This is a genomic window from Streptomyces sp. NBC_00057 (assembly GCF_045041165.1).
Classification (GTDB): domain Bacteria; phylum Actinomycetota; class Actinomycetes; order Streptomycetales; family Streptomycetaceae; genus Streptomyces.
Window position 1 is genome coordinate 328722 of sequence record NZ_CP108256.1, and the last position, 24554, is coordinate 353275.

23 protein-coding genes and 6 pseudogenes are annotated in these 24554 nt (G+C 70.5%); 21 read left to right on the forward strand and 8 right to left on the reverse strand.

What is annotated here, in order from left to right; all coding sequences use genetic code 11:
- Positions 1 to 368: 368 nt before the first annotated feature.
- Positions 369 to 794 (forward strand): annotated as a pseudogene (locus tag OG953_RS01590) (transposase); the annotation flags it as partial.
- Positions 795 to 977: 183 nt separating this feature from the next.
- On the forward strand, positions 978 to 1199 hold the full coding sequence (locus OG953_RS01595; RefSeq protein WP_405682045.1) for a hypothetical protein: 222 nt from the start codon (positions 978 to 980) through the stop codon (positions 1197 to 1199).
- Between the two features lie 80 nt (positions 1200 to 1279).
- Here the strand turns inward: OG953_RS01595 and OG953_RS01600 are convergent, their stop codons facing one another.
- Complete coding sequence (locus OG953_RS01600; protein WP_405691562.1) at positions 1280 to 2473, reverse strand: hypothetical protein; 1194 nt, start codon at positions 2471 to 2473, stop codon at positions 1280 to 1282.
- 304 nt (positions 2474 to 2777) lie between these two features.
- Positions 2778 to 2894, reverse strand: a pseudogene (locus tag OG953_RS01605) (bifunctional 5,10-methylene-tetrahydrofolate dehydrogenase/5,10-methylene-tetrahydrofolate cyclohydrolase); the annotation flags it as partial.
- 95 nt (positions 2895 to 2989) lie between these two features.
- Between OG953_RS01605 and OG953_RS01610 the strand changes: the two are divergent.
- Complete coding sequence (locus OG953_RS01610; RefSeq protein WP_405682047.1) at positions 2990 to 3139, forward strand: hypothetical protein; 150 nt, start codon at positions 2990 to 2992, stop codon at positions 3137 to 3139.
- Positions 3140 to 3591: 452 nt separating this feature from the next.
- A complete protein-coding gene (locus tag OG953_RS01615) occupies positions 3592 to 4098 on the forward strand; it encodes a DUF4232 domain-containing protein (protein WP_405682048.1) in 507 nt (168 codons plus the stop codon).
- A gap of 93 nt (positions 4099 to 4191) precedes the next feature.
- Here OG953_RS01615 and OG953_RS01620 read toward each other — a convergent pair whose 3' ends face one another.
- Complete coding sequence (locus OG953_RS01620) at positions 4192 to 4503, reverse strand: hypothetical protein (protein WP_405682049.1); 312 nt, start codon at positions 4501 to 4503, stop codon at positions 4192 to 4194.
- Between the two features lie 437 nt (positions 4504 to 4940).
- Here OG953_RS01620 and OG953_RS01625 point away from each other — a divergent pair.
- Positions 4941 to 5276: pseudogene (locus OG953_RS01625) on the forward strand (ATP-binding protein); the annotation flags it as partial.
- A 79-nt stretch (positions 5277 to 5355) separates the two neighbouring features.
- Here the strand turns inward: OG953_RS01625 and OG953_RS01630 are convergent.
- From OG953_RS01630 to OG953_RS01645, 4 genes are all read right to left on the reverse strand, one after another.
- Positions 5356 to 5913, reverse strand: a complete 558-nt coding sequence (locus tag OG953_RS01630; RefSeq protein WP_405682051.1) for a hypothetical protein — start codon at positions 5911 to 5913, stop codon at positions 5356 to 5358.
- 75 nt (positions 5914 to 5988) lie between these two features.
- Positions 5989 to 6117 carry a hypothetical protein gene (locus tag OG953_RS01635; protein ID WP_405682052.1) on the reverse strand — a complete coding sequence of 43 codons (129 nt, stop codon included), beginning with the start codon at positions 6115 to 6117 and terminating at the stop codon, positions 5989 to 5991.
- Positions 6118 to 6233: 116 nt separating this feature from the next.
- Positions 6234 to 7025, reverse strand: a complete 792-nt coding sequence (locus tag OG953_RS01640; protein ID WP_405682054.1) for a LuxR C-terminal-related transcriptional regulator — start codon at positions 7023 to 7025, stop codon at positions 6234 to 6236.
- 28 nt (positions 7026 to 7053) lie between these two features.
- Positions 7054 to 8757 carry an amidohydrolase gene (locus tag OG953_RS01645; protein WP_405682055.1) on the reverse strand — a complete coding sequence of 568 codons (1704 nt, stop codon included), beginning with the start codon at positions 8755 to 8757 and terminating at the stop codon, positions 7054 to 7056.
- Positions 8758 to 9029: 272 nt separating this feature from the next.
- On the opposite strand from OG953_RS01645, the gene OG953_RS01650 reads away from it, so the two are divergent.
- From OG953_RS01650 to OG953_RS01665, 4 genes and pseudogenes are all read left to right on the forward strand, one after another.
- Positions 9030 to 9176, forward strand: coding sequence for a hypothetical protein (locus tag OG953_RS01650; protein ID WP_405682056.1), 147 nt, complete (start codon positions 9030 to 9032; stop codon positions 9174 to 9176).
- Between the two features lie 405 nt (positions 9177 to 9581).
- Complete coding sequence (locus OG953_RS01655) at positions 9582 to 10001, forward strand: YciI family protein (RefSeq protein ID WP_266366434.1); 420 nt, start codon at positions 9582 to 9584, stop codon at positions 9999 to 10001.
- Positions 9974 to 11305, forward strand: coding sequence for an RNA polymerase sigma factor (locus tag OG953_RS01660; protein WP_405682057.1), 1332 nt, complete (start codon positions 9974 to 9976; stop codon positions 11303 to 11305). Before OG953_RS01655 ends, OG953_RS01660 begins: the two co-directional genes overlap by 28 nt.
- An 85-nt stretch (positions 11306 to 11390) precedes the next feature.
- A pseudogene (locus OG953_RS01665) lies at positions 11391 to 11618 on the forward strand (DUF6245 family protein); the annotation flags it as partial.
- 159 nt (positions 11619 to 11777) lie between these two features.
- Here the strand turns inward: OG953_RS01665 and OG953_RS01670 are convergent.
- A complete protein-coding gene (locus tag OG953_RS01670) occupies positions 11778 to 11924 on the reverse strand; it encodes a hypothetical protein (RefSeq protein WP_405692438.1) in 147 nt (48 codons plus the stop codon).
- A gap of 128 nt (positions 11925 to 12052) precedes the next feature.
- Here OG953_RS01670 and OG953_RS01675 point away from each other — a divergent pair.
- The 12 genes and pseudogenes from OG953_RS01675 (at position 12053) to OG953_RS01730 (ending at position 24484) form a co-directional block, all read left to right on the forward strand.
- Positions 12053 to 12572 (forward strand): annotated as a pseudogene (locus tag OG953_RS01675) (hypothetical protein).
- Positions 12573 to 12654: 82 nt separating this feature from the next.
- Positions 12655 to 13500 carry a DUF4097 family beta strand repeat-containing protein gene (locus OG953_RS01680; RefSeq protein WP_405682058.1) on the forward strand — a complete coding sequence of 282 codons (846 nt, stop codon included), beginning with the start codon at positions 12655 to 12657 and terminating at the stop codon, positions 13498 to 13500.
- A gap of 81 nt (positions 13501 to 13581) precedes the next feature.
- Positions 13582 to 13956, forward strand: a pseudogene (locus tag OG953_RS01685) (ATP-binding cassette domain-containing protein); the annotation flags it as partial.
- A gap of 1077 nt (positions 13957 to 15033) precedes the next feature.
- Complete coding sequence (locus OG953_RS01690; RefSeq protein ID WP_405682059.1) at positions 15034 to 16374, forward strand: MFS transporter; 1341 nt, start codon at positions 15034 to 15036, stop codon at positions 16372 to 16374.
- A gap of 215 nt (positions 16375 to 16589) precedes the next feature.
- On the forward strand, positions 16590 to 17354 hold the full coding sequence (locus OG953_RS01695) for a CoA transferase subunit A (protein WP_405682060.1): 765 nt from the start codon (positions 16590 to 16592) through the stop codon (positions 17352 to 17354).
- Positions 17354 to 18010, forward strand: a complete 657-nt coding sequence (locus OG953_RS01700; protein ID WP_405682061.1) for a CoA transferase subunit B — start codon at positions 17354 to 17356, stop codon at positions 18008 to 18010. Before OG953_RS01695 ends, OG953_RS01700 begins: the two co-directional genes overlap by 1 nt.
- Positions 18007 to 19197 carry a thiolase family protein gene (locus OG953_RS01705; protein ID WP_405682062.1) on the forward strand — a complete coding sequence of 397 codons (1191 nt, stop codon included), beginning with the start codon at positions 18007 to 18009 and terminating at the stop codon, positions 19195 to 19197. The genes OG953_RS01700 and OG953_RS01705 overlap by 4 nt, the downstream gene beginning before the upstream one ends.
- An 11-nt stretch (positions 19198 to 19208) precedes the next feature.
- Positions 19209 to 19979 carry a protocatechuate 3,4-dioxygenase subunit beta gene (gene pcaH, locus OG953_RS01710; RefSeq protein WP_405682063.1) on the forward strand — a complete coding sequence of 257 codons (771 nt, stop codon included), beginning with the start codon at positions 19209 to 19211 and terminating at the stop codon, positions 19977 to 19979.
- A complete protein-coding gene (gene pcaG / locus OG953_RS01715; RefSeq protein WP_405682064.1) occupies positions 19979 to 20545 on the forward strand; it encodes a protocatechuate 3,4-dioxygenase subunit alpha in 567 nt (188 codons plus the stop codon). The genes pcaH and pcaG overlap by 1 nt, the downstream gene beginning before the upstream one ends.
- Positions 20532 to 21938: a 3-carboxy-cis,cis-muconate cycloisomerase gene (pcaB, locus tag OG953_RS01720; protein WP_405682065.1), complete on the forward strand. Its 1407-nt coding sequence runs from the start codon at positions 20532 to 20534 to the stop codon at positions 21936 to 21938. Before pcaG ends, pcaB begins: the two co-directional genes overlap by 14 nt.
- A gap of 189 nt (positions 21939 to 22127) precedes the next feature.
- A complete protein-coding gene (pcaD, locus tag OG953_RS01725; protein WP_405682067.1) occupies positions 22128 to 23300 on the forward strand; it encodes a 3-oxoadipate enol-lactonase in 1173 nt (390 codons plus the stop codon).
- 5 nt (positions 23301 to 23305) lie between these two features.
- A complete protein-coding gene (locus OG953_RS01730) occupies positions 23306 to 24484 on the forward strand; it encodes a 4-hydroxybenzoate 3-monooxygenase (protein WP_405682068.1) in 1179 nt (392 codons plus the stop codon).
- Positions 24485 to 24554 lie beyond the last annotated feature (70 nt).

Genomic DNA, 24554 nt, shown 5'->3' on the forward strand with positions numbered 1-24554 from the left:
AGTCGTTCGGGGGACGGCTGTACGTCTGGGCATCGCACCGGTGGCTACCTTCCGGTTGCGCCGTGACAGCATCCTTTCCCGTTTGCCACCGACTGACCACTGCCCGGTTCGCGTGCCGGACGGACGGTCAGTCGAGGATCATGTAAGTGCGGTCGGACGGGTCAACCAAAGCTCGCAGGTGGCCGCCTACCTGCAGGTTGGCCTTCCCCGCGCGGCGTTGACAAGCCGTTGCCTATCCGATCGTGCGGTCGTGCCTGATCGAACAGAGCGCTGGATCGGGTGAGTTCGCCACTGTGCGCGCATGGAGGAAGGGCCTCCTGGTAGCTCGCGGTTGTTGAAGCCAGAGCGACTGGGAGGCCCTTTCGCGGGGCTACGACGGCGGGAAGAAGGTCAACGGCCGCAAGCGGCATCTCATCACGGACTGCCTCGGCCTGCTTCTGGACGTGCTGGTCACGCCCGCGTCGACGACGGACCGGGACGCTGCCCATTCGATGCTGCCCGCCCTGCGGGAGCGCTTCAGGAAACTGCAACTGGTCTGGGCCGATGGCGGCTACACCGGTCATCTCGTCGACTGGGCCGCCCAGGAGCTCGGTCTCGTCCCGGAAAGGGGGCCGCAGAATCGCATCCTCCGGACTCGTCCCGCTCAGCCTCCCCGAGCTCAGACGCCTGATCATCCGCCTGGCAGCCCCTCCCGACTCACGGTCGAGCACGTCCTGCACTGGTCGACCTGGCGCCGACGCAGACAACGCCAAGCCCGCCACAGTCACTACAAACGACGAGGCCACAGCCCATGAACTGCGACCTCGTCACCTCAAGCGCCGTTGCAGTACTAACCCCCGCCTCGTCCATCGTGCCGTCCACCGTCACCGGATCCCGGTGACGCGCCTGTCTGTTGCCCACCCCGGGACGCAAGGGGCGGGCGTACTCCACGCTCCACCCCACGCACGGCACCCGTTTGCCCGATGAAAGGTGTTTCCATGTCCTCGCTTGCCCTGCTGGTCCTGGTCGTCGTCCTAGTGCTGGGCGCACTGGGCTACCTGGCGCACCGTCACCCGGCCCTCGCCGCGCCGTTGATGGTGGCGATGGGCGGCGCGGCCGTCCTCGCGGCCTGCATCGTCCCCCATTGCCGTCCGATGACTGGGCAAGCCCGCTGCTGGAGCATCGGCCTGGCCCACGAGCAGTTCGGCCCGGGTGCGTGACGGACGACCGTCGTACAGCCTGCTGCACGCCGGGTTCCAGATGTTCGACCCGGGCGCGCGAGGGACGCTCCCGTCCCTCGTCAGGATGCCGCACGTCGGGCCCCCACCGGGGGCATGGTGTGCAGCAGTTCCAGTCGGCGCTGGACGGCTTCGACCGCCCCGGAGCGTCGGCCAGGTACATGGCGGCGCAATGAGACCAGGGGTGGACCGAGTTCCCGGGCCCGCTGCGGGTCGCGAAGTTCCTGCCATTGGTGGTGGGCGCGGTCTACGGCTCCTTCTACGACGGGGTCGTCCGGGGGCTCTTGCCGGGCAAGGCGGGCGTCGGCGGCAGCCATCCACAACTCGCAGCTGCGCGCCGGATCGTCGGCTGTGCGAGCGAGGTCGGCCCGGACCTCCAGCCAGTGGATGGCCTGCACGGAGCCCGCGCCGAAGGTACGCAGAGCCCACCCCTCCCACATGGCCGCGAGCGACGCAGCCTCGCCGTGCCGCCCGGCGTGGGCGGCGGCAAAAATCGCAGGCAGCGGATCCTCTTCGGCCACCTCGGTGTTTTCCGAAATCGGAGCAGGTGCAGGCTCCTGATGTGGCCGGCTCGGTACCTGGACAGCCCACGCCGCAGGGGCGGGGACGGCTGTGTTGTCGACGGCCAGGAACAGCGCGTCGTCGGGGCCGGCCTGGGCAGCGGCCTGTTCGTGGAGCCGGGCGAGCGGCGGGTTGATGCCGCTGCGCCAGGTGGTGGCGAGGGCCTTCAGGTAGGCCGGTTCTACGATCCGGCGGCGGGGCGGCGGCGGGGTGATCCGGCCGTATACGCGGATCCCATAGCCGAGGACGAGACCCTCGGTACAGAGCTGCTGCCAGGCGTCCGGGGCGGCGACCAGGTCGGTGACGACGGTGGTGGTGCCCGGGTGGCGCAGTTTGAGTTCGCTGGCCAGCCAGTGCCAGGGCAGTCCGGTGTAGCGCAGGGTGGTCGGCGTGGTCCGGGCGAGTGCGAGGTGGATCAGGCGCTGCTTGTGGTCGAGGTTGAGTTGTCCGGTGATGTAGAGGGAGAGTGGGCCGGGTGTGGTGGCCGCGGCGCGGATGCGGGTGAGGACGGTCTGCGGGTCGGCCGGGTCGGCGAGTTCAACGATGGTGGCCGCCGTCGTGCCGGTCAGGATGCTGGGCGGGACCGCCGCGAGCGTGGGCAGGACGCTGGTTGCGTCGATGAGACAGCCCTTGCCGGCCGGGGCTGCCGCGAGCAGCAGCGCGGTCCCGGATGCCGTGTCCTCCCCGTTGATCATCACAACAGCACCGTAGCCGCTCCCCGGCTTGTGAATGAAACCAGCAGCCAACTCCTGTCCGATGACCAGGGCGTAGACCCACCCGGCCGGCGTTCGATCCGGGCGCGTGAGGGACGTCTGCCTCCCTTTCCGCTCGGGGAACGGCGGCTCGCCAGCACCCGAGCCCGGGCCGCGGAACCCGCCAAGGCCGGCTGACACATCTGCGGGCCCGCCTCCCCGACGGCTCACCGCCCTCACGGGCGGCGAGCCGTCACCAGAAGAACAGCCGGCCCGACACGCGGTCTCCCGTTCTGAGCGAAAACCTTCAGTGCTCCTGGATTCCGAGTTGGTTCGCGTCGACTTCCACGGTCTGCGCGAGTAGGACGGCGATGGTCATCGGTCCGACGCCGCCGGGCACTGGAGTGATCAGACGGGCGTCCGTCCGCACACGAGGATCTCCTGCGCCGCTGCTTCGAATGCGTCGATCTCGGCCTGCGCAGCACGGACAAGACACTGAACGACGCGTTCTGGTTCCACGTGCTGGAGCTCCTGCTCGACGACCTGGACGTGCTCGACGCGGCTTACCCCTTCGTGGCTGAGGAGACCAGGGGATACGTCCTGGAGAAGCTGACGGCCTTCGGAGTCCCGCTCCCGCCCCACTGGTCCGCACGGGCCGGGAGCAGTTGACCGAGCGTTCCGGGTGTTGCGGAGCCGGGTGTCTCCTGGGCCGCTGACCGCTGTTCACACGCAACCTCCCAGCTCCCCGGATCACCCGGGAGGTACCCGGAGGTCTGGAGCATGGAATGCCCTGTCTGTCTGGGGAGTCTGGGAGGTTGACCCACTGTTTTGCCTGGTGGGCGCGTTTCTAGGGGGAGAGCTGGGAGGTGGGGAAGCTGGGAGGCGGAACTCGTCATCCGGCGACCGCTTACGTCTTCTAAGCGACCGGACGCGCCCTTCGGCCCGGTCCTTCAAGCGTGTGGTCGAACTTCGACGGTACGTATGGGTTGCACACACCTGGCCGCACGGCCGTGTCAATCCTGAGACATTCCCCGCGAGAGTTGAGGGGTAGGAATCGTGTTGACCATGGTTCTGATGGAAAACACCCGCAGGGCCATTAAGCAAGGCAAGGAGTGTTCAGGATGCGTACGAACTGGAAGTTCGCCGTCACCGTCGCCGCCACTGCGCTGACGGGTGCTGCTGGTGCGGGAGTCGCGCAGGCTTCGCCCGTAACGGCCGGCAGCGTCGCCCCTTCGGCCTGCCGGCCGGCCAACCACACCGCGAAGATTGCCGAGGCGCCCGCCAGCGCAGGGCACCGCCACTACCGCGTGACGCTGACCGCGCCGCGCGGGTACGAGCCGTGCAAGTTGGCCGGTTCGCCCACCAACGTGCGGTTCTCGGACCGCGGTTCGGAGATCGGGGTCACCGCTGGCCGCTACGGCAACCAGGCAACCGTGGCGACCTTCGGTCCGGGCCACCCAGTGCACTTCGATATCCAGGTTCCCAGCAGCGGCCGCAGCACCGCCGCGAGGGAGGCATCGTTCACGCTCCAGGCTCCGGACGGGGAGATCCCCGGCACGTCCGTCGCCCAGGGCAAGCTCAAGGTGGCCACCGGTACCCTCATTGGTCCAGTCCAGCGCGGCGCCTGACCTCCTCCCACAGCCCCGGTGCGTCCCCGGCCATGGGACTGGTAAGCCAGCATGTTCAGGAGTCGCGTATTCGCCATAGGCGCCGGCCGATCGTCACCCTGTGTCGGCGCTCTGCGGCATGATGACCGCCATGCTTGTGTCGTGCTGACCGCTCCGGATGGAGAGCTTGCTGAACAGGCCACCGAGATCTTGGAGGAGTTCGGCCCGGCGCATGCCGGTTCTTCGGCAGGAGACTTTGGGGTGATCGACCTCAAGGACGCCGAGGGATGGGTCGTCACCGGGCACCACAACGACGTCCTTACCTATGTCGGCCCTGATGAGCCTCACGATCAGTCGGAGATCGCTGTCGGGCTGTTCGGACGTTGCAAGCGCCATCGGGATGGCATCGAACCTCACGTCGTCCACGTTGAGGACAAGCGAGGCTCAGCGGACCCAGCGTCCGGGCCGGACCTCGCTGATCCATTCCTCGACCGTGCCGGGTGTCCAGTGCCAGACGGCCAGCATGCTGCGGCGCTTGGGCGGTGAGCCCTTCTTTGCCTTGCCGTAGCGGCCGACCAGGGTGCCGTACTCGCCGAACTCCCGACCTGCGGGTTGCGGCCGAAGTCGGTGAGGTCGAGCATGTGGGTCTCGTTGCGCCGTAGCCCATTCGCGTACGCGGTCTTGAGCAAGGTGGCATCCCGGAAAGCCGGCAGCCAACCCTTCCAGCCCTTGCCGCGGAGGCGTAGGACCTCCTCGTCGGCGTGGTCGAAGAACACTCCCAGCTCGGGCCGGGTGAAGGCGCGTCTTTCCGGATCGTCCTCGGCTTCATCCGCGTGCGCGGCCGCGTTCCACTCGTAGACGATACGTGCGACTGGGTCAAGAAGGGTGAGCCGCTCTGCCTGATCGGCGACTCGGGCACCGGCAAATCCCACTTGCTGATCGCGCTGGGCACCGAGGCCGCGATGCAGGGCTACCGGGTCCGCTACACGCTCGCCACGAAACTCGTGAACGAACTGGTGGAGGCCGCTGATGAGAAGCAGTTGGCCAAAACCATCGCCCGCTACGGCCGCGTCGACCTCCGCTGCATCGACGAACTCGGCTACATGGAACTCGACCGCCGCGGCGCCGAACTGCTCTTCCAGGTCCTGATCGAACGCGAGGAGAAGAACAGCGTCGCCATCGCTTCGGACGAGTCCTTCGGCAAAGCGCACATGTTCCGGCGAACCTGTGCCAGGCGGCGCCGAAAGTCAACGGGTTCGGCCGCACAGGCTGCTGCGATCAGTCGTCGGAGAAGGAGAGACAGACCGCAGCTGGCGCCAAGATCACCTGGTTCTGGGTAAAACAGTCCGCTTGCCGGGTGGCGACCTCGGCTCCGCAGTCCCCGCAGACCAGGTTCAGGCCGTCGCCCCCTGCAGGGCCCTGGCAGCAACCAATTGATCGCATGAGGTCGGGATGCCGTTCGGTGCCGATCACGTCGTCGGGGTGCACAGTGAAGCCCGGGACATCGCCGCTGAACTCCCTCAGCCGAAAGTTCGGGGCATAGGTGCCGCGGGGCATGCGGGCCGGACGTGTCCGGACACCCGGGATCTCCGACATCGGGACCGGCAGCGGCACTTTCACCTTGGTGACCGATTCGGTGAGGGGGTGTCGGCAGTGGTCACACAAGAAGCGCGGCATTCTGCTGATTCTGCAGATCGAACACTGCCATGAACAGCGAATATATCGCGTTGCCCACGCATTCGGCAGGCGGGTGGAGTCGACGTGATCGGCGAGGTAGATCAGCGTGGCCTGCGGGTCCATGCCGAACGCGGCTGAACGCGTTCGCCGGTCGTCCACCGGAGGAACAGCTCGCGCTGTTGGTCGAGGGTGAGGGTCCGACCGCGGAAGCCGTTCGCTTCCTTGATGATCAGGTCACGGGTCGGGTCGACAGCACCAGCCCCGGGGCAACGTGTTCAGGAAGGCTTCGATGTCGTGGACGTCAATGAGGGACCAGTCGCCCTTGTTCCGTTCGTTGACCAGGAAGAGCGCCAGGTCACGCATGGTGGCGAGGGTCCGCTTCAGCTGGCCGATGTCGTTGTCGATAGTTACTGGGCTGAACCCGCGGGCCCGCCACGAGGCGACAAACACCACTCCACCCACTCACAGCCGGGATCGCGTCAGCGGGAAGGTTCGATTCCCCAGGCGGCGGCTCGGGCGGCGGCGGCCGCGCGGTTGGGGAGGTCGAGCTTGGCAAGGATGTGCTCGATGTGGGTCCCCACGGTGCGCGGCGTGATGTACAGCCGCTCGGCGATCTCCCGGTTGGTGCGGCCGGCGGTCAGTTCGGCCAGCACCTGGAGCTCCCGTGGCGAGAGTCCGCCACGCCGCCGCGTGTCCGGGTGTCGCGCGTGCGCGGCGGGGTCGGCCGTGGCGGCCTCCTCGGGCGGCGGGCCTGTGCCGGGGTCGACGGCCGCGGCGAGGGCCTCGGTGAGCAGGGTGACCACGGCGCGCGCCGGATCGGGCGCGTGCCGCGGTCGGCGGGTGCTGACGTTCAGCATGCCGACGTACCGGCCGTCGGCGGTGAACAGGCACTGGGCCACGCCGTCCTCGATGCCGAGGGGAGACAGCACCTCCTGGAAGCCCGGGGATGCCGCCAGGAGCTGGCCGGGGACGTCCCTGAACCAGAGACCGCCTCGGGCCGGGCTGTGGAGCACGGGGAACACCGGATCGTGGTGGAGGCGTGTCTCGATGTAGGCCGTGGCGTCGTCCGGGTAGCTCCCGGCCAGGGTGGTGTGGCGTCGGCTCAGCGGATCCCATCGGGCCAGGGAGGCGTGGTCGTACTCCATCACCTCCGACAGCGCCGCCAGGACCGTGTCGACGCCGGTCGCGCCGCTCGTGGCACTCCTGGCGGCCTCACGGACGTGGACGGCCGCGTCCAGGATGTCTGCCGTGCTCCGCTCCGCTGCCATCATCCAAGGATGATCATGTACCCGGAGTACGTCAATCGCGAAGGGTGTCGTGCACGACCTGCCCGTCCACGACGGTGAGGACGACGGGCATCTCCGGGATGTCGTGGGGGTCGGCGGTGAGCAGGTCCCCGTCGAGCACGCAGAGATCGGCGACCTTGCCCGGCTCCAGGGAGCCCTTCCAGTCGTCGGCGAAGTCCTGCCAGGCCGCGTCGATCGTGTACGTACGGATCGCCTCGGCCAGACCGATGCGCTGCTCGGGGCCGCTGACCCGGCCTGTGGCCTTGGACTCGCGCAGGATCATGGTGGCGACGCCCTGGCGCCAGTCCGGGTAAGTGACGGGGGCGTCGGACCCGCTCGCGACCCGCACGCCGGCGTCGATGGCATCGCGGTAGGGCCATGCGTACGCGGCCCGCTCGGCGCCGACGAACTCCTCCTCCATGTCGGCAACGGTCCACTTGATGGTGGGGTTCATGTTGACGCCGAAGCCGTGCGCGGCCAGCACCTTCATGCTGTGCTCGGTGAGGAGGTCACCGTGGATGACGTAGTGGCGGGCGTCGGGCCGCGGGTGCTCGGCCACGGCAGCGGCGAAGGCGTCCGCAACGGTGTCGCACGCCCGGTCGCCGGTGACGTGGACGCCCAGCTGGTGCCCGGCGGCGTGGGCATGCCGGATGATGGCGTCGATCTCGGCGATCCGCTCGGCGTCGGTCTCGCCGCCGACACACAGGGAGCCGCAGCCGCCGCCGACGTACGGCTCGTGCATCCAGGACGTCTTGTTGGGGACGATGCCGTCGGCGAAGATCTTGACCCCGTGGATCGCGATGCGGCGAGGATCGGCGTCGCCGGACTCGCCGAGGGCGGTGAGGGTGCGGGCGAACTCCTCGGCAGTGCTGGCCATACCGGTGGGCAGGAGCAGGACGCCGAGGCGGGCGGTCAGTTCGCCGTCGGCCAGCAGCCGACGGTAGACGTCGAGGGTTTCCGCACCGAGCGCGCCCCGCATGATGCCGTCGCCGCCGGGGCCGAGTCCGGGCTCGGTATAGCTGGTGATGCCGAGCCGGGCGAGTGTGGCGAGGTTCGACCTGATCGCGTCGGTCCGCTCCTGCCGGCTGAGCGGCGGCAGCGCGTTCTGGATGAGGGCCTGGGCGCCCTCGTGGAGCAGCCCGGTCGGCTCCCCGTCTTCGTCCACGACGATGGCCCCGCCGGGCGGCGCGACGGTGTGCCGGTCGATCCCGATGAGCTCCAGTGCCTTGGAGTTGACCCAGGTGGCGTGCCCGGAGAAGGAGTACAGGACGACGGGGTGGTCCGGGCTCACGGCGTCGAGGTCGCGCCGCGAGGGCAGTCGCGACGGATCGGAGACGCACTCGTCGAGGTATCCGGTGTCCCAGCCGTGCCCCGTGATCCACTGCCCGCCCGGAACCCGCCCGACGGCCTCCCGTACCGCCTCGGCCACGTCCGCGAGGGAGGACACGGCGGGATGGCTGAGGTCGAGGGAGAGCGGCGGCGTCGACATGCCGAAGGCGCATCCGTGCAGATGGGAATCGTTGATACCGGGAAGCAGCGTCGCCCCCCGCAGGTCGACGACGCGGGTGCCGGGACCGACGAGCGGCGCGACGTCTTCCCGTCCACCGACGGCACTGATGACCCCACCGGTCACCGCCAGGGCCGAGGCGACGGAGAACTCCGCATCGACCGTGACCACCCGCCCACCGAGAAACACCAGATCCGCATACGCGTCCATAGAAGGTCCTTTCGAAAACCGGGCGCACCGCGGCCACCCGCGAACGATCTCCCGAGAACTATGGCCACGCCCCCACCCCCCGCACATCGGTCATCCCACCGATACGCGCTCTCGCAGCGGCAGGCTGACGCCTCGTGCCCGGGATCGGGTCGGGCTTCGGGAGGGCATGGGGCGAATCGCGGTTCGCCGTGGGTGACCCGGGCACAGATGTAGGCGGTGACGGCGAGGCGCGCGCGGTCGTCGGAGACGTAGCGGGGGCTTGGCCGGCGCACATGGAGCCCGTCCACTGGCTCAAGCAGAACAAACAGCCCTGCTACCAGCAGATGAAGCCACTGCTCGACGCCTGCGCCGACCGACTCACCCAAGCCATCGACGCCGAACGCTCCGGTCGCCGACTCACGTGCTCACTGGCCAACTGAAGCGCTCCTTAGCTTGTTGGCGGGTTGATTCCGGTCCTTCGTACGATCGGGCGGCAACGGCGATCTCGGTTCGGTCGGCGGGCATGGCCGAGCCTCCTGGCATGAGTCGGAACGCCGCCGGGTGGCGGCGTGGACCACGTTGGAGGGGCGGCGGATTAGCTCCGCAAGTTCCTCCACCCCTTCTCCATAGGCCCACTGAATGCACGTGAGGACCCAGTCCGGCGAGATGAAGAATGCGCTCCCCAGGCGTTCAGGGAGAGAGGTGCGGGTGATGTGCTGCCCGTCCACACACCGGGGGGTGCAAAAAAATGGCGCGTGTCCGTCTGCCGTGTCGATTCGCGGCTGCCTCGTTCGACCTGTGAGTGAGAGGGTCGAGAGGCGACCCCGATGTCAAGGAGATCGACGATGGCGAAGTACATGCTGATCATGCGAGGCACGGACGAATCCGTTGCGAAGATGATGGAGACGCCCTTCGAGGAGATGCTCGAGACTGTGGGTCGCTTCAATGAGGAGATGATCCGGGCTGGTGTGCTCGTTGCCGCCGAGGGCCTGGATGACCCGGCCCAGGGCGTGGTGCTCGACTTCAGTGGCGAGACGCCGGTGGTCACCGACGGTCCTTACGGCGAGACGAAGGAGCTGTTCGGTGGCTTCTACGTGATCGACGTGGCTTCGAAGGAGGAAGCGGTCGAGTGGGCCAAGCGACTCCCGGCAGTTGCCGGCTCGAAGTGCGAGATCCGCCGCGTGCCGGGCATCGACGAGTTCCCGCAGGACAACGAATGGATCGTCAAGGAGCGTGCGTGGCGCGAGCGGACCGGCCAGCTCTGACGCCTGCGGCCACCGGCGGCCCGCTGAGCACCGAGTCGGCGCGGCGGGCCGTCGAGGCCGTCTGGCGGATCGAGTCCGCACGGATCGTCGGTGCACTGGCCCGCTTCACCGGGGACTTCGAGCTCGCCGAGGACGTAGCTCAGGAGGCGGTGGCCGAGGCGCTCGTCACCTGGGCGCGCGACGGCGCGCCCACGAACCCAGTGAACTGGCTGCTCGCGACCGCGCGGCGGCGCGCCATTGACAGCTTCCGCCGCCGGTCGGCACTCGACAAGCGGTACGCCATGCTCGCCGGCCGGCTCGCCGAGGGTGAGGCGAGCTCGGGCGCGGCGGCCCCGAGGGGCCGGTCGGACGACCTGCCGTGGGATCCTGACCGGGTCGACGATGATGTCCTCGCGCTGATGTTCGTGGCCTGCCATCGGGTGCTCTCACCCGAAGCCCGCGTGGCCCTGACGCTTCGCGCGGTCGGCGGCCTGTCCAGCGAGGAGATCGCCCGGGCGTTCCTCGTGCCCGTACCGACGGTCCAGGCACGGATCACGCGGGCGAAGAAGACGATCGTCGCGGCGGGAGTGCCGTTCGAGCTGCCGCCGTCCGAGGAACGGCGTGAGCGGCTCGGCGGTGTCCTGACCGTGCTGTACGTGATCTTCACGGAGGGCTCGACGGCGACGACCGGTGACCGCCTGTTGCGCCCCGATCTCGCGTACGAAGCGATCCGCCTGGCCCGGATGCTGGCCGCGTTGTTGCCCGATGAGCCGGAGGCGTACGGGCTGCTCGCCCTCTTCGAGCTCACGGCCGCACGCTTTCCCGCACGCACCGGGCCCGATGGCGAGGCGGTGCTCCTGGAGGATCAGGACCGGCGCCTGTGGGACCGGTCGGCGATCCGTCGCGGCCTGGCCGCGATCGGCCGGGCCTCGGCTGTCGGGCGCGGCCTTGGACCGTACAGGCTGCAGGCAGCGATCGCCGCTTGCCACGCGTCGGCGTCCTCGGTGCGGGCGACCGACTGGGAGCGTGTCGTGCTCCTCTATGAGGCGCTCGGCCGCGTGGCTCCGTCACCCGTCGTCGAGCTCAACCGGGCCGTCGCCATCGCGATGGCGAATGGGCCACAACAGGCGCTGTCGATTGTGGACGAGCTGGCCGTCTCCGGTCACCTGTCGGGGTCTTACCTGCTCCCGAGCGTGCGCGGCGAGCTACTCGTCCGCCTCGGCCGGACCGCTGAGGCACGGGTCGAGCTGGAGCTCGCCGCCCGACTGTGCCGCAACGTCCGCGAACGGTCAGTGCTGCTGCGCAAGGCAGCCGCGCTGGCGTGATATCTGTCCGCCTCCCGCTGTCCGGGCAGGCGGCGGACCCACCAAGCCAGACGAGTCGTCCCTCGGGCGGCTGCGGCGGCCGGAAGTGCGAACCTGGCCTGAGAGGGCGTTTCGTCCCGTTGTTTCATCCCGCTATGCGTGGTTGCTGAGGATTTTAGGGGCGGCGCCATGTAGGGGTGGATTCGCCGGTGAGGCGACGGCGGATCCACCAGGTACAGAACAGCTGGAGGAGCATGCGGCGGAGGCGGCGCGGCTCGGCGACGAGGACGCCCACCGGGTACGGCTGGTGAATGCGCTGCTGGGAGTGGTGCGGACCGAAGCAGGACGTAGTCGCCTATTGGCAGGTGCGGCTCGATCAACGTCCATTACTCTTCGGCGAGTTGCCTGCGCGTCACAACCGTCTTCCTACCGGATCCACCCGGAGGGCGGATCCGGGTCGGCACGATTGATCACGACCTCACACGCGTCCCGGCTAGGCGGGGCGCAGCCCCTTCACCCCGGAAGAGCGGGTGGGCGGGAGCCGGGCGGTGACCCCGTGCCCCACGGCCGGCGCCGGGGTGGCGCCAGGCGGTGCCACATCGGCCTCACCGCGCACCTCCGTCGGCACCGAAACCCCCATGGCGCCACATTGACCCAAGTCGACAACAGTGCATTTCCGCAGGTCAAATCGGTCGCACCAGGCCCCGGCACGGAGATGTCGCCCCACGGGGATACATAAGGCACCATCATGATGCCACGATGGCACCCATGGATCTCACCCCGTATGTCGACACCCTCCGCCGCGAACTCGCGGTGGCCGCCGAAGCCGGCGATGACGAAACCCGCGAGCTGGCCGAGAGGCTCACCGCTCCCCTGGAGTCGGCGACCCGGCTGACCATGCTCAACGTGCTCTCCGCCGCGATGGACGAGATCAGCCGCGAACTCGCCCCCGGCTCGGTCGACGTACGGCTGCGCGGGCTCGACCCCGACTTCGTGGTGACACCACCGCCCGCCGACGGCGGCGCCCCCGTGGAGCCGGCCGTGCCCGTCGAACCGTTCAAGACCGCGGCCCCGGCCGACGGCGACGAGGGCGGCACCGCCCGCGTCAACCTGCGCCCGCCGGCCCACCTCAAGGCGGGCGCCGAGGAGGCCGCGACCCGCGAGGGCCTGTCCGGTCAACGCGTGGCTGGTGCGCGCCGTGTCGGCCGCGGTCGACGGCGGCACCCGGCCGCGTACGACGGAGAAGACCCAGACCGTCGGACAGAGCATCACGGGCTGGGTGCGCTAGCCACGCCCCCGCTTGCACCACTTCACCCACACCACGTCCCACCAGCAGGGACGCCCCAAAGACCCAAGAGGACGGGACAGCCATGCCTTCTTTCGACACTCCCGAACCGATCTCGGCCACGGCGCACGTGGCGGCCGGATCCATCCGGTTCACCGCGGGCGACCGCCTCGACACCGTCGTCGAGGTGCGGCCCCGCGACCCGAAGAAGGACCAGGACGTACGGGCGGCCGACCAGACCGAGGTCACGTACGCGAGCGGCGTCCTGCCCGTCCGGACGCCCAAGCAGCGCTGTCTCGTCGGCCGCACCGGCACCGTCGACGTGACGGTCGAACTGCCCACGGGCTCGCGCATCGACATGACCGGCGCCTGGGCCCAGGTGCTCGGAGAGGGCCGGTTCGGCGAGGTCCGCGTGAAGACCTCGTCCGGCAACGTCCGCCTCGACACGACCGGCCCGCTGCAGCTGACCGCGTCGCACGGCTCGATCGCCGTGGACCGGGTCGAGGGCATGGCCGAGATCACCACCAGCTCCGGCAGCCTGCGCGTCGGCCTCGTCGACGGCCCCGCCGTCCTGAAGAACTCGCACGGCACCACGACCGTCGGCGCCGCGACCGGCGATCTGCGGGTGAACGGCGCCAACGGCGACATCGAGATCCGGCGCGCCGAGGACTCGGTCACCGCCACCACCGCCCACGGCACCCTGCACGTGGGCGAAGTTGCCTGCTGCACCGTCCAGTTGGAGACCTCCTACGGCGCCATCGAGGTCGGCGTCCGCGAGGGCACGGCCGCCTGGCTCGACGTCAGCTCGGGCTCCGGCCAGGTGCGCAACACGCTCACCGCGTCCGAGACGCCGGAGAAGACCGAGGACACCGTCAAGGTCCGCGCCCGCACCCGGCACGGCAACATCGACGTCCTCCGCGCCAAGGCCTGACCCCGGAAGAACCGGCCTCAACTCACTCACCCCCCAGCCACTTCAGCCTTCGAACAGGAGGGCCCCATGCCTTCTTCTGTCATGCCCGCATCCAGGCGGGGCGACGGTCCGCAGCCGCCCGCCGCCGTCTCCACCGTCGGTCTGCGCAAGTCGTACGGCGACAAGACCGTGCTCAACGGCATCGATCTGCACATCCCGGCCGGGTCCGTGTTCGCGCTGCTCGGGCCCAACGGCGCCGGCAAGACCACCGCCGTGAAGATCCTCTCCACCCTGATCAGCGCCGACGCCGGCGACATCCGCGTCGGCGGCCACGACCTGGCCACCGCCCCCCAGGCGGTCCGGTCCTCGATCGGGGTCACCGGGCGGTTCTCCGCCGTGGACGGGCTGATCACCGGTGAGGAGAACATGCTCCTCATGGCGGACCTGCACCACCTCTCGAAGCGCGAGGGGCGGCGGTGGTGGGCGACCCGGACACGCTGCGTGCCTGGGCGCTGGCCTGGGACGACGGGAACGGCAACGCGGACCTCTTCCGGCCCGAACTGCTGCACCGCACCCGTCTCTGGCGGAAGCTGCACGAAGAAGACGACGCCGATGACCGGGGATCCCACGCGCGTCCGACATCCCGCATCGGCAGGCGCAGCTCCAACCCTGGCAGGTGACACGTCGGCGTGAGCAGCACTCCGGACACGGAAACCGGGCGTCGTGGGACGCCGGCCTTCGGAGTTCTCCCTTGTCCCGAAACCGCGAAAGTGCGGTCGGGAAAACCGATATCGGTGATGCTCAAGGCCTGCCGCCGCCCGGCCGTACGGGAGCTGCCGGTACTCGTCGATGGCGGTCAGGTCATCGGCCCGGCCGGCGTCGAGCCGGTCGCGGGCTGCAAGCGAGCGCTGCTCGGCGAGGAACGCGCCGGTGGGGGTGGTGGAGGGGATCGCGAAGTGCCAACTGCGCGAACACCACCCACGGCTCCGGCGGGTTGAAAAAGTATCCCAACGAACCATTCAGCGCGGAGAGTTCGGCATCCCACCCGGCTATCCGCCCAGCCGTCACACCCAGCATGATGCCCGGTCAACGACCAGCCGGAGATCACATCCCGTGATCTCCGGCTGCAGTTCAAGGGGCCGACGGTACCGGGCCGTCCCGGCTGCGGTGAGCAGAGCCCGGACGACGGGCCGCACGCGGCCCGCCGCATTCAACACCGGATTCCGGCAGACCGGGGCCGTCCCGGCACGACACCGGGCTGCGCGTCGCAGGACAGCGCACGAGCGCGGTGGCGTTGCGTCCGGCCCCGGAGCAGATCCCCGCAGGGCTTCTCACGCGCCCTCATCGGCGCGGCACGCTCGGTGCCCGAACCATTGACAAGCCCGTTGATTTCTCCGAAACTCACGTCACTCCGCGAACCATTGTTCATTCAGCGAACGCGGGATTCCAAGGAGGTCCGCTCCGGCCTCTGCGGCAGGGAGGCTGCGCCGCCTCCTTTCGGCGTGCATCGCACGCAACGCATGTATCGCGACGATGTGAGAGAAGTGAGTATCAGTGACCACACGCTTCACCCCGCCTGAGCGCTCATTCCGCGCCGTCGGCGCCGTCATAGCCCTGTGCTGGCTTGCCGTGTTCTTCGACGGCATGGACGTCAACATCTACGGCGCCGTGATGCCGCATCTGCTCGACGACCCCTCCCTCGGCTTCACCGCCTCGACCGCCGGCACGATCGGCAGTTGGACCACCTTCGGCATGCTGATCGGCGCCCTGGCCGCAGGCACGCTCACCGACTGGCTCGGACGTCGGCCCGTCGTGGTCTGGAGCGTCTCGCTGTTCTCCGTCGGCTCCGCGCTGTGCGCGCTCGCGCCGTCCGCGACCGTCTTCGGTGCCGGGCGATTCCTGGCCGGCCTGGGCCTGGGCGGGCTGATGCCGATCGCCCTGGCAATCGTCACCGAGTTCGCCCCACCGCGCCGGGCCGCGCTCTCCATCGGCCTGCTGATGACCTCGTACCACGCCGGGGGCATGGTGGCCACCGGGCTCGGCCTCGCCCTCGCACCGGACTTCGGCTGGCGCGCCGTCTTCTGGGCCGGTGTGCTGCCCGCCCTGATCGCGGTGCCGCTGGTGCTGAAGTGGCTGCCCGAGTCGCCCGGGGTACTGCTCGCCAGGGGCCGCGCCTCCGACGCCGAGGCTGTCGCCGCGCGTTACTGCCTGCCCTCGCCGACCGCGGCCGAGGCACCCGAGGCCGGGGCCAGAGGGCGATTCACCGCAGTCGCTTCGCTGTTCGCACCCGGCTCGCGGATCGCCACCCCGCTACTGTGGGTCGCCTCCTTCGCGGGTCTGCTGCTCGTCTACGGCGTCTCCACCTGGCTGCCCCAGCTGATGCGGGCCTCCGGCTATTCCCTCTCCTCCTCCGTCACCTTCCTGATGATCATCAACGCGGGCGGCATCGTCGGCATGCTCCTGGCCGGCCGCGCCGCCGACCGCTTCGGCGCCGTGCGCGTCTCCGCGATCTGGTTCGTCCTGACCGCCTGCGGCACCTTCCTGCTCAGGGCACACATGCCGCTCGGCGTCGCCTACACGGTCGTCTTCATGACCGGCATCTGGCTCTTCAGCGCCCAGGCCATGGTGTATTCGGCCACCTCCACCGTGTACGCGCCCGCCCAGCGGGCCACCGGCCTGGGCTGGGTCACCGGCATCGGCCGTACCGGCGCGGTCGTCGGCCCCTGGCTCGGCGGCGCCGTCATCGAGGGCGGCAACGCCGGCCTCGGATTCACCACCTTCGCCGTCACCGCCGTACTGGGCGCGGTCGCGATCTGCCTGGTGCCGATGGCACGTCGCACCCGGCGCGGGTCTGCTGCGCAGCAGACCTCGGCACTGTCCGGTGCGATCCACTGACGCCCCACCCCACCTCGCGAGTGACTGACGCGATCGGACGCGCTCGCGAAAGCCCGGCCGACGCCGGGCGTTCCGCGGGCGCGTCCGTGTGATGCGGCGGGTGCACCTGGAAACCGCAACGTCCCGAGCCGTTGACGAACCGGGTGCCGAGGATCAGAATGAATAGCGATATGAACTTAAGTTCATCTGGCGAACACGTAATAGAAGGCGGATGGATGGACAAGGTGGTCGCCTCGGCCGCAGAGGCCGTGGCAGATGTCCACGACGGAGCGTCGTTCGCGGTCGGCGGCTTCGGCCTCAGCGGCGTACCGAACACGCTGATCCAGGCAGTGTTCGACACCGGAGTCGGCGGACTGGGCGTGGTCTCCAACAACTGCGGCGCGATGGACTCCGGTCTCGCGGTCCTGCTTTCGGCGGGCCGGATCGCCCGGGTCACGGGCAGCTACATCGGCGCGAACAAGGAATTCGCCCGGCAGTACCTCGCCGGTGAGCTGGAGGTCGAGCTCATCCCCCAGGGCACCCTGGCCGAGCGGCTGCGCGCCGGCGGTTGCGGCATCCCCGCCTTCTTCACACCGGCCGGCGTCGGCACACAGGTCGCCGACGGCGGACTGCCCTGGTGCTATGACGACACGGGCGGGGTCTCGGTGGCATCACCGCGCAAGGAGACCCGCGCGTTCGACGGTGTCGAGTACGTGCTGGAGCGGGGTATCACCACCGACTTCGCACTGGTCCGGGCCGCCAGGGGGGACCGGCACGGCAACCTGGTCTTCAACAAGTCGTCCCGCAACTTCAACCCCCTCGCCGCCATGGCGGGCCGGACCACGATCGCCGAGGTCGAGGAACTGGTCGAGCCGGGCGGGATCGACCCGGACCAGGTCCATCTGCCGGGCATCTTCGTCCAGCGGGTGGTGGCCCTCACTCCCGAACAGGCCGTGGACAAGAAGATCGAGAAGCGCACGACCCGGGAGGTGTCGGCCTGATGGCCTGGACGCGAGACGAGATGGCCGCCCGCGCGGCCCGCGAGCTGGGCGACGGCGAGTACGTGAACCTCGGCATCGGGCTGCCCACGCTGATCCCCAACCACCTCCCCGCCGGTGTCCAGGTCGTCCTGGAGTCGGAGAACGGCATCCTCGGCACAGGCCCGTTCCCCTACGAGAACGAGGTCGACCCGGACCTGATCAACGCCGGCAAGGAGACCGTCACCGTCCTGCCCGGTGCCTCATTCTTCGACTCGGCGCTCTCCTTCGGGATGATCCGCGGCGGCCACATCGACACCGCCGTGCTGGGCGCCATGCAGGTCTCCGCCCACGGCGACCTCGCCAACTGGGCCGTTCCCGGCAAGCTGGTCACCGGCATCGGCGGGGCCATGGACCTGGTGCACGGGGCCCGGCGGGTCATCGTGACGATGACTCACACCGCCAAGGACGGCAGCCCGAAGATCGTCGAGGAGTGCACGCTGCCGCTCACCGGCCGGACCTGCGTCGACCGCCTCATCACCGACCTCGGCGTCCTGGACGTCACCCAAGACGGCCTCGTCCTGGTGGAGAGAGCCCCGGGCGTCACCGCCGAGGAGATCCAGCGCCTGACCGCCGCCCCGGTCCGGATCGCCGCAACCCTCGAAGGGAGCGCGCGATGACCCGTCAGCTGCGCGACGTCTACATCGTCGACGCCGTCCGCACCCCGGTCGGCAAGTACGGGGGCGCCCTGTCCGGGGTGCGCCCCGACGACCTCGCCGCCGGCGTGCTGCGGTCCCTGCTGAGCCGTACGCCGGACCTCGACCCGGCCCGGATCGACGACGTCTTCTTCGGCAATGCCAACGGTGCCGGTGAGGAGAACCGCAACGTCGCCCGGATGGCCGTGCTGCTCGCCGGACTGCCCGTCACCGTCCCCGGCAGCACCGTCAACCGGCTGTGCGCCTCCGGTCTCGAATCCGTGATCCAGGCCGCCCGCGCCATCGCGGTCGGCGACGCCTCCGTCGCCGTCGCGGGCGGCGTGGAGTCGATGAGCCGCGCCCCCTGGGTGCTGCCCAAGCCCTCGCGTGCCTTCCCGGTCGGCAACCAGGAGCTGTTCTCCACCACGATCGGCTGGCGCATGGCCAACAAGCGCCTGGAGCCGCAGTGGACCGTCCCGCTCGGTGAGGGCGCCGAACTGATCGCCGACCGGTACGGCATCACCCGTGAGCAGCAGGACGCCTTCGCCGTGGCGAGCCACGAGAAGGCCGCCCGCGCCTGGAAGAACGGCCTGTACGACGGCGAGGTCGTACCCGTCGAGGGCGTCGGCCTCACCCGCGACGAGACCATTCGGGACAACACCTCGCCACAGTCGCTGTCCGGGCTGAAGCCCGTCTTCCGCCCGGACGGTACGGTCACCGCCGGCAACGCCTCGCCGCTCAACGACGGCGCCGCCGCGCTGCTGCTGATGGACGAGGAAGGCCTGAAGGCCACAGGCCGTGAGCCGCTGGCCCTCGTCCGCGCCTCGGCCGTCACCGCCGTCGAGCCGCAGCACTTCGGTCTCGGCCCCGTCGAGGCCGTCAGGAAGGCCCTGACCAGGGCCGGCCGCGGCTTCGGTGACCTCACCACGTTCGAACTCAACGAGGCCTTCGCCGCCCAGTCCCTGGGCTGTCTGGCCGAATGGCCCGGTCTCGACCCCGCAGTCGTCAACCCGCGCGGCGGAGCCATCGCCATCGGTCACCCGCTCGGTGCCTCCGGTGCCCGTATCGCCGGAGCCGTCGCCCACCAGCTCGCCGCCGCGGGCTCCGGAACCGGCCTCGCCGCCCTGTGTATCGGCGTCGGACAGGGCCTCGCCCTGGTCCTGGAAAGGTAGGAAACCCCCGTATGACCACCCCTCTGACCCAAGGTCGCATCTCCGAGGAGATAGCCGAGCGGCGCGAGTCCTACGCCGAGGCCGTGACCGCCGGCGCGCCCGAGCGCAGCCACCCCGGCCGCGGTTACGCCCCGTACCGCAGCAGCGTCCTGCGCCACCCCGGCAAGCCGTTGGTCGCCCTGAACGACCCCGAGGCCGTGGAGCTCTCCGGCCCGGTCTTCGGTGTCACCGATGTCACCGCCCTCGACCACGACCTGACCCGCCGGCACCAGGGCGAGCCGCTCGGCGAGCGGATCAGGGTCACCGGCCGGGTGCTGGACCGCGACGGCCGCCCCGTGCGCGGCCAGCTGGTCGAGGTCTGGCAGGCCAACGCCTCGGGCCGCTACGCCCACCAGCGCGACGACCATCCCGCCCCGCTCGACCCCAACTTCACCGGCGTGGGCCGCTGCCTGACCGACGGTCAGGGCGCGTACGAGTTCGTCACCGTCAAGCCGGGCGCCTACCCCTGGCGCAACCACGTCAACGCCTGGCGTCCTGCCCACATCCACTTCTCGCTCTTCGGCAACGCCTTCACCCAGCGTCTGATCACCCAGATGTACTTTCCCGGGGACCCGCTCTTCGCCTACGACCCCATCCTCCAGTCCGTCACCGACGACTCCGCGCGCCGGCGGCTCGTCGCGACGTACGACCACGACCTGTCCACCCCCGAATGGTCGCTCGGCTACCGCTGGGACATCGTCCTCGACGGTCCGGCCGCCACCTGGATCGAGGAGGGCCGCTGATGTCCACCACCCCGTCGCAGACCGTGGGCCCGTTCTACGGCTACGCGCTGCCGTTCGCAAAGGGCGGCGAGATCGCCCCCGCCGGACACCCCGACGCCCTCACCGTCCACGGCTATGTCTACGACGGCGCCGGGGCTCCCGTCCCCGACGCCCTCATCGAGATCTGGCAGCCCGCACCCGACGGCTCACGCCGCGGTGCGCCCGGCTCGCTGCGCCGCGACCCCGTCACCGGAGCCGTCATCGGCCGGGGCGACGTCGGCTTCACCGGCTTCGGCCGCGTCGGGACCGACGCGGACGGCCACTACGAGCTGCGTACGCTGCCGCCCGGCGGCGTCCCCTACCTCTCCGTGATCGTCTTCGCCCGCGGTCTGCTGCACCATCTCCACACCCGGATCTACCTGCCCGGCCCGACCGACGCCGCGGCCGACCCGCTGCTGGCCGGTCTGGAACCCGAGCGCCGCGCCACACTCCTCGCCGTCGCCCAGGGGGAGCGACTGCTCCGCTTCGACATCCGGCTGCAGGGTGACGGTGAACACGAGGAGACGGTCTTCCTTGCCTTCGACTGACGCCGCCGAGGACCTCGGCCTGCTCTCCCCGGGGCAGGCCGGGTCACCGGTCGAGGCCGCCACCGGCGACGCCGCCTACGTCCGCGCGATGCTTGATGCCGAAGCCGCGCTGACCCGCGCACAGGCCGCGCTGGGCCTCGCCCCCGCCGCGGCGGCGCAGGCCGTCACAGCGGCAGCCGCCGAGACCGCCCGCTACGACGTCCGGGATCTCGCGCTGCGCGCCCGCTCCAGCGGCAACCCCGTCATCCCGCTCGTCGCCGACCTGACCGCGGCCGTCGCCGAGCGCGACCGGCAGGCCGCCGCCCATGTGCACCGCGGCGCCACCAGCCAGGACATCCTGGACACGGCGACCATGCTGGTCGCCGCCCGTGCCCTGGAACCCGTCCTCGCCGACCTCGGAAGCGCGGCCGACGCCCTGGCGCGCCTCGCCGCCGAGCACCGCGACACACCGATCGCCGGACGCACACTCACCCAGCACGCCGTGCCCACCACCTTCGGCCTCAAGGCAGTCGGCTGGCGCTCGCTGATGCTCGACGCCCACGAACGCCTCGCGGCTGTCCGGGCAGCGCTGCCCGCACAGCTCGGCGGAGCGGCCGGCACCCTGGCGGCCTTCCACGCGTTCGCCGAGGCCGACGGCGCGACCGCCGACCCGGACCTGGGCCTGCGGCTGCTCGCCGGCTACGCCGCCGAGACCGGGCTGGCCGAGCCCACGCTGCCCTGGCACACCCTGCGCACCCCCGTCGCCGACCTGGTCGGCGCCCTCGCCCTCACCGCCGGGGCACTCGGCAAGCTCGCCGCCGACGTCCTACTGCTGTCCCGTACGGAGATCGGCGAACTCGGCGAGGGCAGCGGCGGCAGATCCTCCGCCATGCCGCACAAGGCCAACCCGGTCCGCGCCACGCTGATCGCCGCCACGGCCCGACAGGTCCCCGCCCTCGTGTCCGTGCTCTACGCCGGGCTCGCCGCCGAGGACGAGCGCCCGGCCGGCGCCTGGCACGCCGAGTGGCAGCCCCTGCGCCAGGCCCTGCGTCTCGTCGGCGGAGCCGCCCGCGACGCCGCCGAACTGACCGAGGGCCTGCGCGTCCATCCGCGCCGGATGCGGGACAACCTCGACGCCACCGACGGCCTGATCATCAGTGAGCGGCTCGCCGCGGTGCTGGCGGCTCTGATCGGCCGGGGCGAGGCCAGGCAGGCGCTCTCCCGGGCCTCCCGCCGCGCCGTCGAGCAGGGCATGGAACTCGACGAGGCCCTCCGGCAGGAGCCCGGCATCGCCGCCGTCCTCCCGCAGGACCGGCTGCGCGAACTGACCGACCCGACACAGTACGCGGGCTCCGCGGGCGCCCTCGTGGACCGCGCCCTGCGCCGCACCGGCGCCGCCCAGGACCCGACCTGACACCGCACCGGCGCTGCCCAGGACCCGATCTGACGCGGCGTCGGCTCTGCTCAGGACCCGATCTGATACAGCGTCGGACATCGACGGCGCCGGGAAGCCCCCTGCCCCACCGCACCGACCGGCGGCCGCCGGACGTCCGCGCCCCACCGCCCGCCGGGCGGTCCCACACCACCAGCACGAGGAGACCGCATGAGCACTTCTGCCCCCGCGCAGCGTCTGCTGCACCACCGCGTGGACGGCCGGGACTCCGCCCCGCCGCTGATTCTGGGCCCTTCGCTCGGCACCTCGCTGGCCGTGTGGGACCCCCAGACCCCGTCGCTGGCCCGGACCCACCGGGTGGTGCGCTGGGACCTGCCCGGCCACGGCGGCTCCCCGGCCGGCCTGCTGCGCGACGGCGCCACCGTCGCCGACCTCGGGCAGCTGGTCCTCGGTCTCGCCGACGCGCTCGGCATCGAGGAGTTCGGCTACGCCGGCATCTCGCTCGGCGGCGCCGTCGGCACCTGGCTCGCCGTGCACCACCCCGAGCGGGTCGTCTCGCTCGCGATCCTCTGCTCCTCGGCCCGCTTCGGTGAGCCGGACGGCTGGTCCGACCGCGCGGCGCTGGTACGCGCCGAGGGCACCGGCCCGGTCGCGGAGACCGCCCCCGCCCGCTGGTTCACCCCGTCCTTCGCGGCCTCCCCTGCCGCCAGAGCAGTGGTCGACGACTTGGCCGCCGCCGCCCCCGAGGCCTACGCCGGGCTCTGCGACGCACTCGCCGGCTTCGACCTGCGCGCCGAGCTGCCTCGTATCACCGCACCCACCCTGGTCGTTGCGGGCCGCGAGGACCCCGCGACGCCCGTCGCGCACGCCCGCGAGCTGGCCGACGGCATCCCCGGCGCGGCCCTGACCGAGGTGGCGCACGCCGCGCACCTCGCGAACGTCGAGCGCCCGGTGCCCGTCCTGGCCGCCCTGCTGGGACACTTCGCGGCCGATGCCGCCCCAGCCGCCGACGACGCCTCCCGGCACGGCGCCGGTATGGCCGTGCGCCGCGCCGTGCTCGGCGACGAGCACGTCGACCGGGCCATCAGCCGCACCACCGACTTCACCGCCGGTTTTCAGGACTTCATCACCCGCTACGCATGGGGCGAGATCTGGACCCGGCCCGGACTGAGCCGCCGAACCCGCAGCTGCATCACCCTCACCGCGCTGGTGGCCCATGGCCACCACGAGGAGCTGGCCATGCATGTGCGGGCCGCACGGCGCAACGGTCTCACCCCCGCAGAGATCGAGGAAGTCCTGCTCCAGTCGGCCGTGTACTGCGGCGTGCCCGCAGCGAACGCCGCTTTCGCCATCGCCAACCGCATTCTCGAAGAGGAGAACTGACCGCCATGAACCACACCACCGTCGGCATCATCGGCGGCGGCCCCGCGGGCCTGCTGCTCGCCCGGCTCCTGCACAACTCCGGCGTCGACTGCGTCGTTCTGGAGAGCCGTGACCGTACCTACGTCGAGCAGCGCCAGCGCGCCGGCATCCTCGAGCAGAGCACGGTCGACGTGCTGCGGGAGTCGGGCGCGGGCGAGCGGCTGGACCGCGAGGGTCTCGTCCACGATGGCATCGAGCTGCGCTGGGACCGCCGGTCACAGCGCATCGACTTCCCGTCGCTCACCGGCGGCCGCAAGGTGTGGGTGTACGCCCAGACCGAGGTCGTCAAGGACCTGATCGCCCTTCAGGTGGCCGACGGAGCCCCGCTGTTGTTCCAGGCCCAGGTGAACTCGGTCGCCGGAGCCGACACGGACCGGCCCGTCATCCACTACACCCACCAGGGCCAGGACAGGACTCTCAGTTGCGACTACGTCGTGGGCTGCGACGGGTTCCACGGCGTGACCCGCAGGGCGGTTCCGGACGGTGTCATGAGCACCTTCGAGCGGGTCTACCCCTACTCGTGGTTCGGCATACTGGCCGATGTCCCGCCGTCCTGCGACGAGCTGATCTACGCCCATTCACCCCGCGGCTTCGCCCTGCACAGCATGCGCTCCCCCACGGTCAGCCGGCTGTATCTGCAGGTCCCGAACGGCACCGACCCGGCCGACTGGCCGGACGACCGCATATGGGACGAGTTCGACGCCCGTTTCGCGATCGACGGCGACTGGCGGCTCGCCCGCGGCCCGATCACCTCCAAGGCCGTGCTGCCGATGCGCAGCTTCGTCACCGAGCCCATGCGCTGGGGCCGGGTCTTCCTGGCCGGCGACGCCGCGCACATCGTGCCGCCCACCGGTGCCAAGGGGCTCAACCTCGCTGTCTCCGACGTCGTCGTGCTCGCCCGGGCCTTCGCCCATCTGAAGGACAGCGGCTCCGCCGAGCTGCTCGACGCGTACTCGGACACCTGTCTGCGCCGGGTGTGGCGCGCGGAGCACTTCTCGTACTTCATGACGACGACCTTGCACACCGACCCGGGTCAGAGCGCATTCGAGACCCGGCTCCAGGTCTCCCAGCTGGACCGCGTCTCGTCGTCCCGGCACGCGGCCGCGGAGCTGGCCGAGAACTACGCGGGCCTGCATATCGGTTGAACTCCTGCTGACGCAGCGGCGGTGCGGGGCCCGAAGAGGGCCACGCACCGCAGGCGTTGCCCGGGGCCGG

Coding starts and splice junctions, on each gene's coding strand:
- OG953_RS01600 (WP_405691562.1), bottom strand. CDS start 2,473: ATGATCAACGGGGAGGACACGGCATCCGGGACCGCGCTGCTGCTCGCG.
- OG953_RS01650 (WP_405682056.1), top strand. CDS start 9,030: ATGGAGCCCGTCCACTGGCTCAAGCAGAACAAACAGCCCTGCTACCAG.
- OG953_RS01680 (WP_405682058.1), top strand. CDS start 12,655: ATGCCTTCTTTCGACACTCCCGAACCGATCTCGGCCACGGCGCACGTG.
- pcaD (WP_405682067.1), top strand. CDS start 22,128: ATGAGCACTTCTGCCCCCGCGCAGCGTCTGCTGCACCACCGCGTGGAC.
- OG953_RS01635 (WP_405682052.1), bottom strand. CDS start 6,117: ATGCGTGACCTGGCGCTCTTCCTGGTCAACGAACGGAACAAGGGCGAC.
- pcaG (WP_405682064.1), top strand. CDS start 19,979: ATGTCCACCACCCCGTCGCAGACCGTGGGCCCGTTCTACGGCTACGCG.
- OG953_RS01595 (WP_405682045.1), top strand. CDS start 978: ATGTCCTCGCTTGCCCTGCTGGTCCTGGTCGTCGTCCTAGTGCTGGGC.
- OG953_RS01700 (WP_405682061.1), top strand. CDS start 17,354: ATGGCCTGGACGCGAGACGAGATGGCCGCCCGCGCGGCCCGCGAGCTG.
- OG953_RS01640 (WP_405682054.1), bottom strand. CDS start 7,025: ATGATGGCAGCGGAGCGGAGCACGGCAGACATCCTGGACGCGGCCGTC.
- OG953_RS01730 (WP_405682068.1), top strand. CDS start 23,306: ATGAACCACACCACCGTCGGCATCATCGGCGGCGGCCCCGCGGGCCTG.
- OG953_RS01705 (WP_405682062.1), top strand. CDS start 18,007: ATGACCCGTCAGCTGCGCGACGTCTACATCGTCGACGCCGTCCGCACC.
- OG953_RS01695 (WP_405682060.1), top strand. CDS start 16,590: ATGGACAAGGTGGTCGCCTCGGCCGCAGAGGCCGTGGCAGATGTCCAC.
- pcaH (WP_405682063.1), top strand. CDS start 19,209: ATGACCACCCCTCTGACCCAAGGTCGCATCTCCGAGGAGATAGCCGAG.
- OG953_RS01655 (WP_266366434.1), top strand. CDS start 9,582: ATGGCGAAGTACATGCTGATCATGCGAGGCACGGACGAATCCGTTGCG.
- OG953_RS01615 (WP_405682048.1), top strand. CDS start 3,592: ATGCGTACGAACTGGAAGTTCGCCGTCACCGTCGCCGCCACTGCGCTG.
- OG953_RS01670 (WP_405692438.1), bottom strand. CDS start 11,924: ATGGGGGTTTCGGTGCCGACGGAGGTGCGCGGTGAGGCCGATGTGGCA.
- OG953_RS01645 (WP_405682055.1), bottom strand. CDS start 8,757: ATGGACGCGTATGCGGATCTGGTGTTTCTCGGTGGGCGGGTGGTCACG.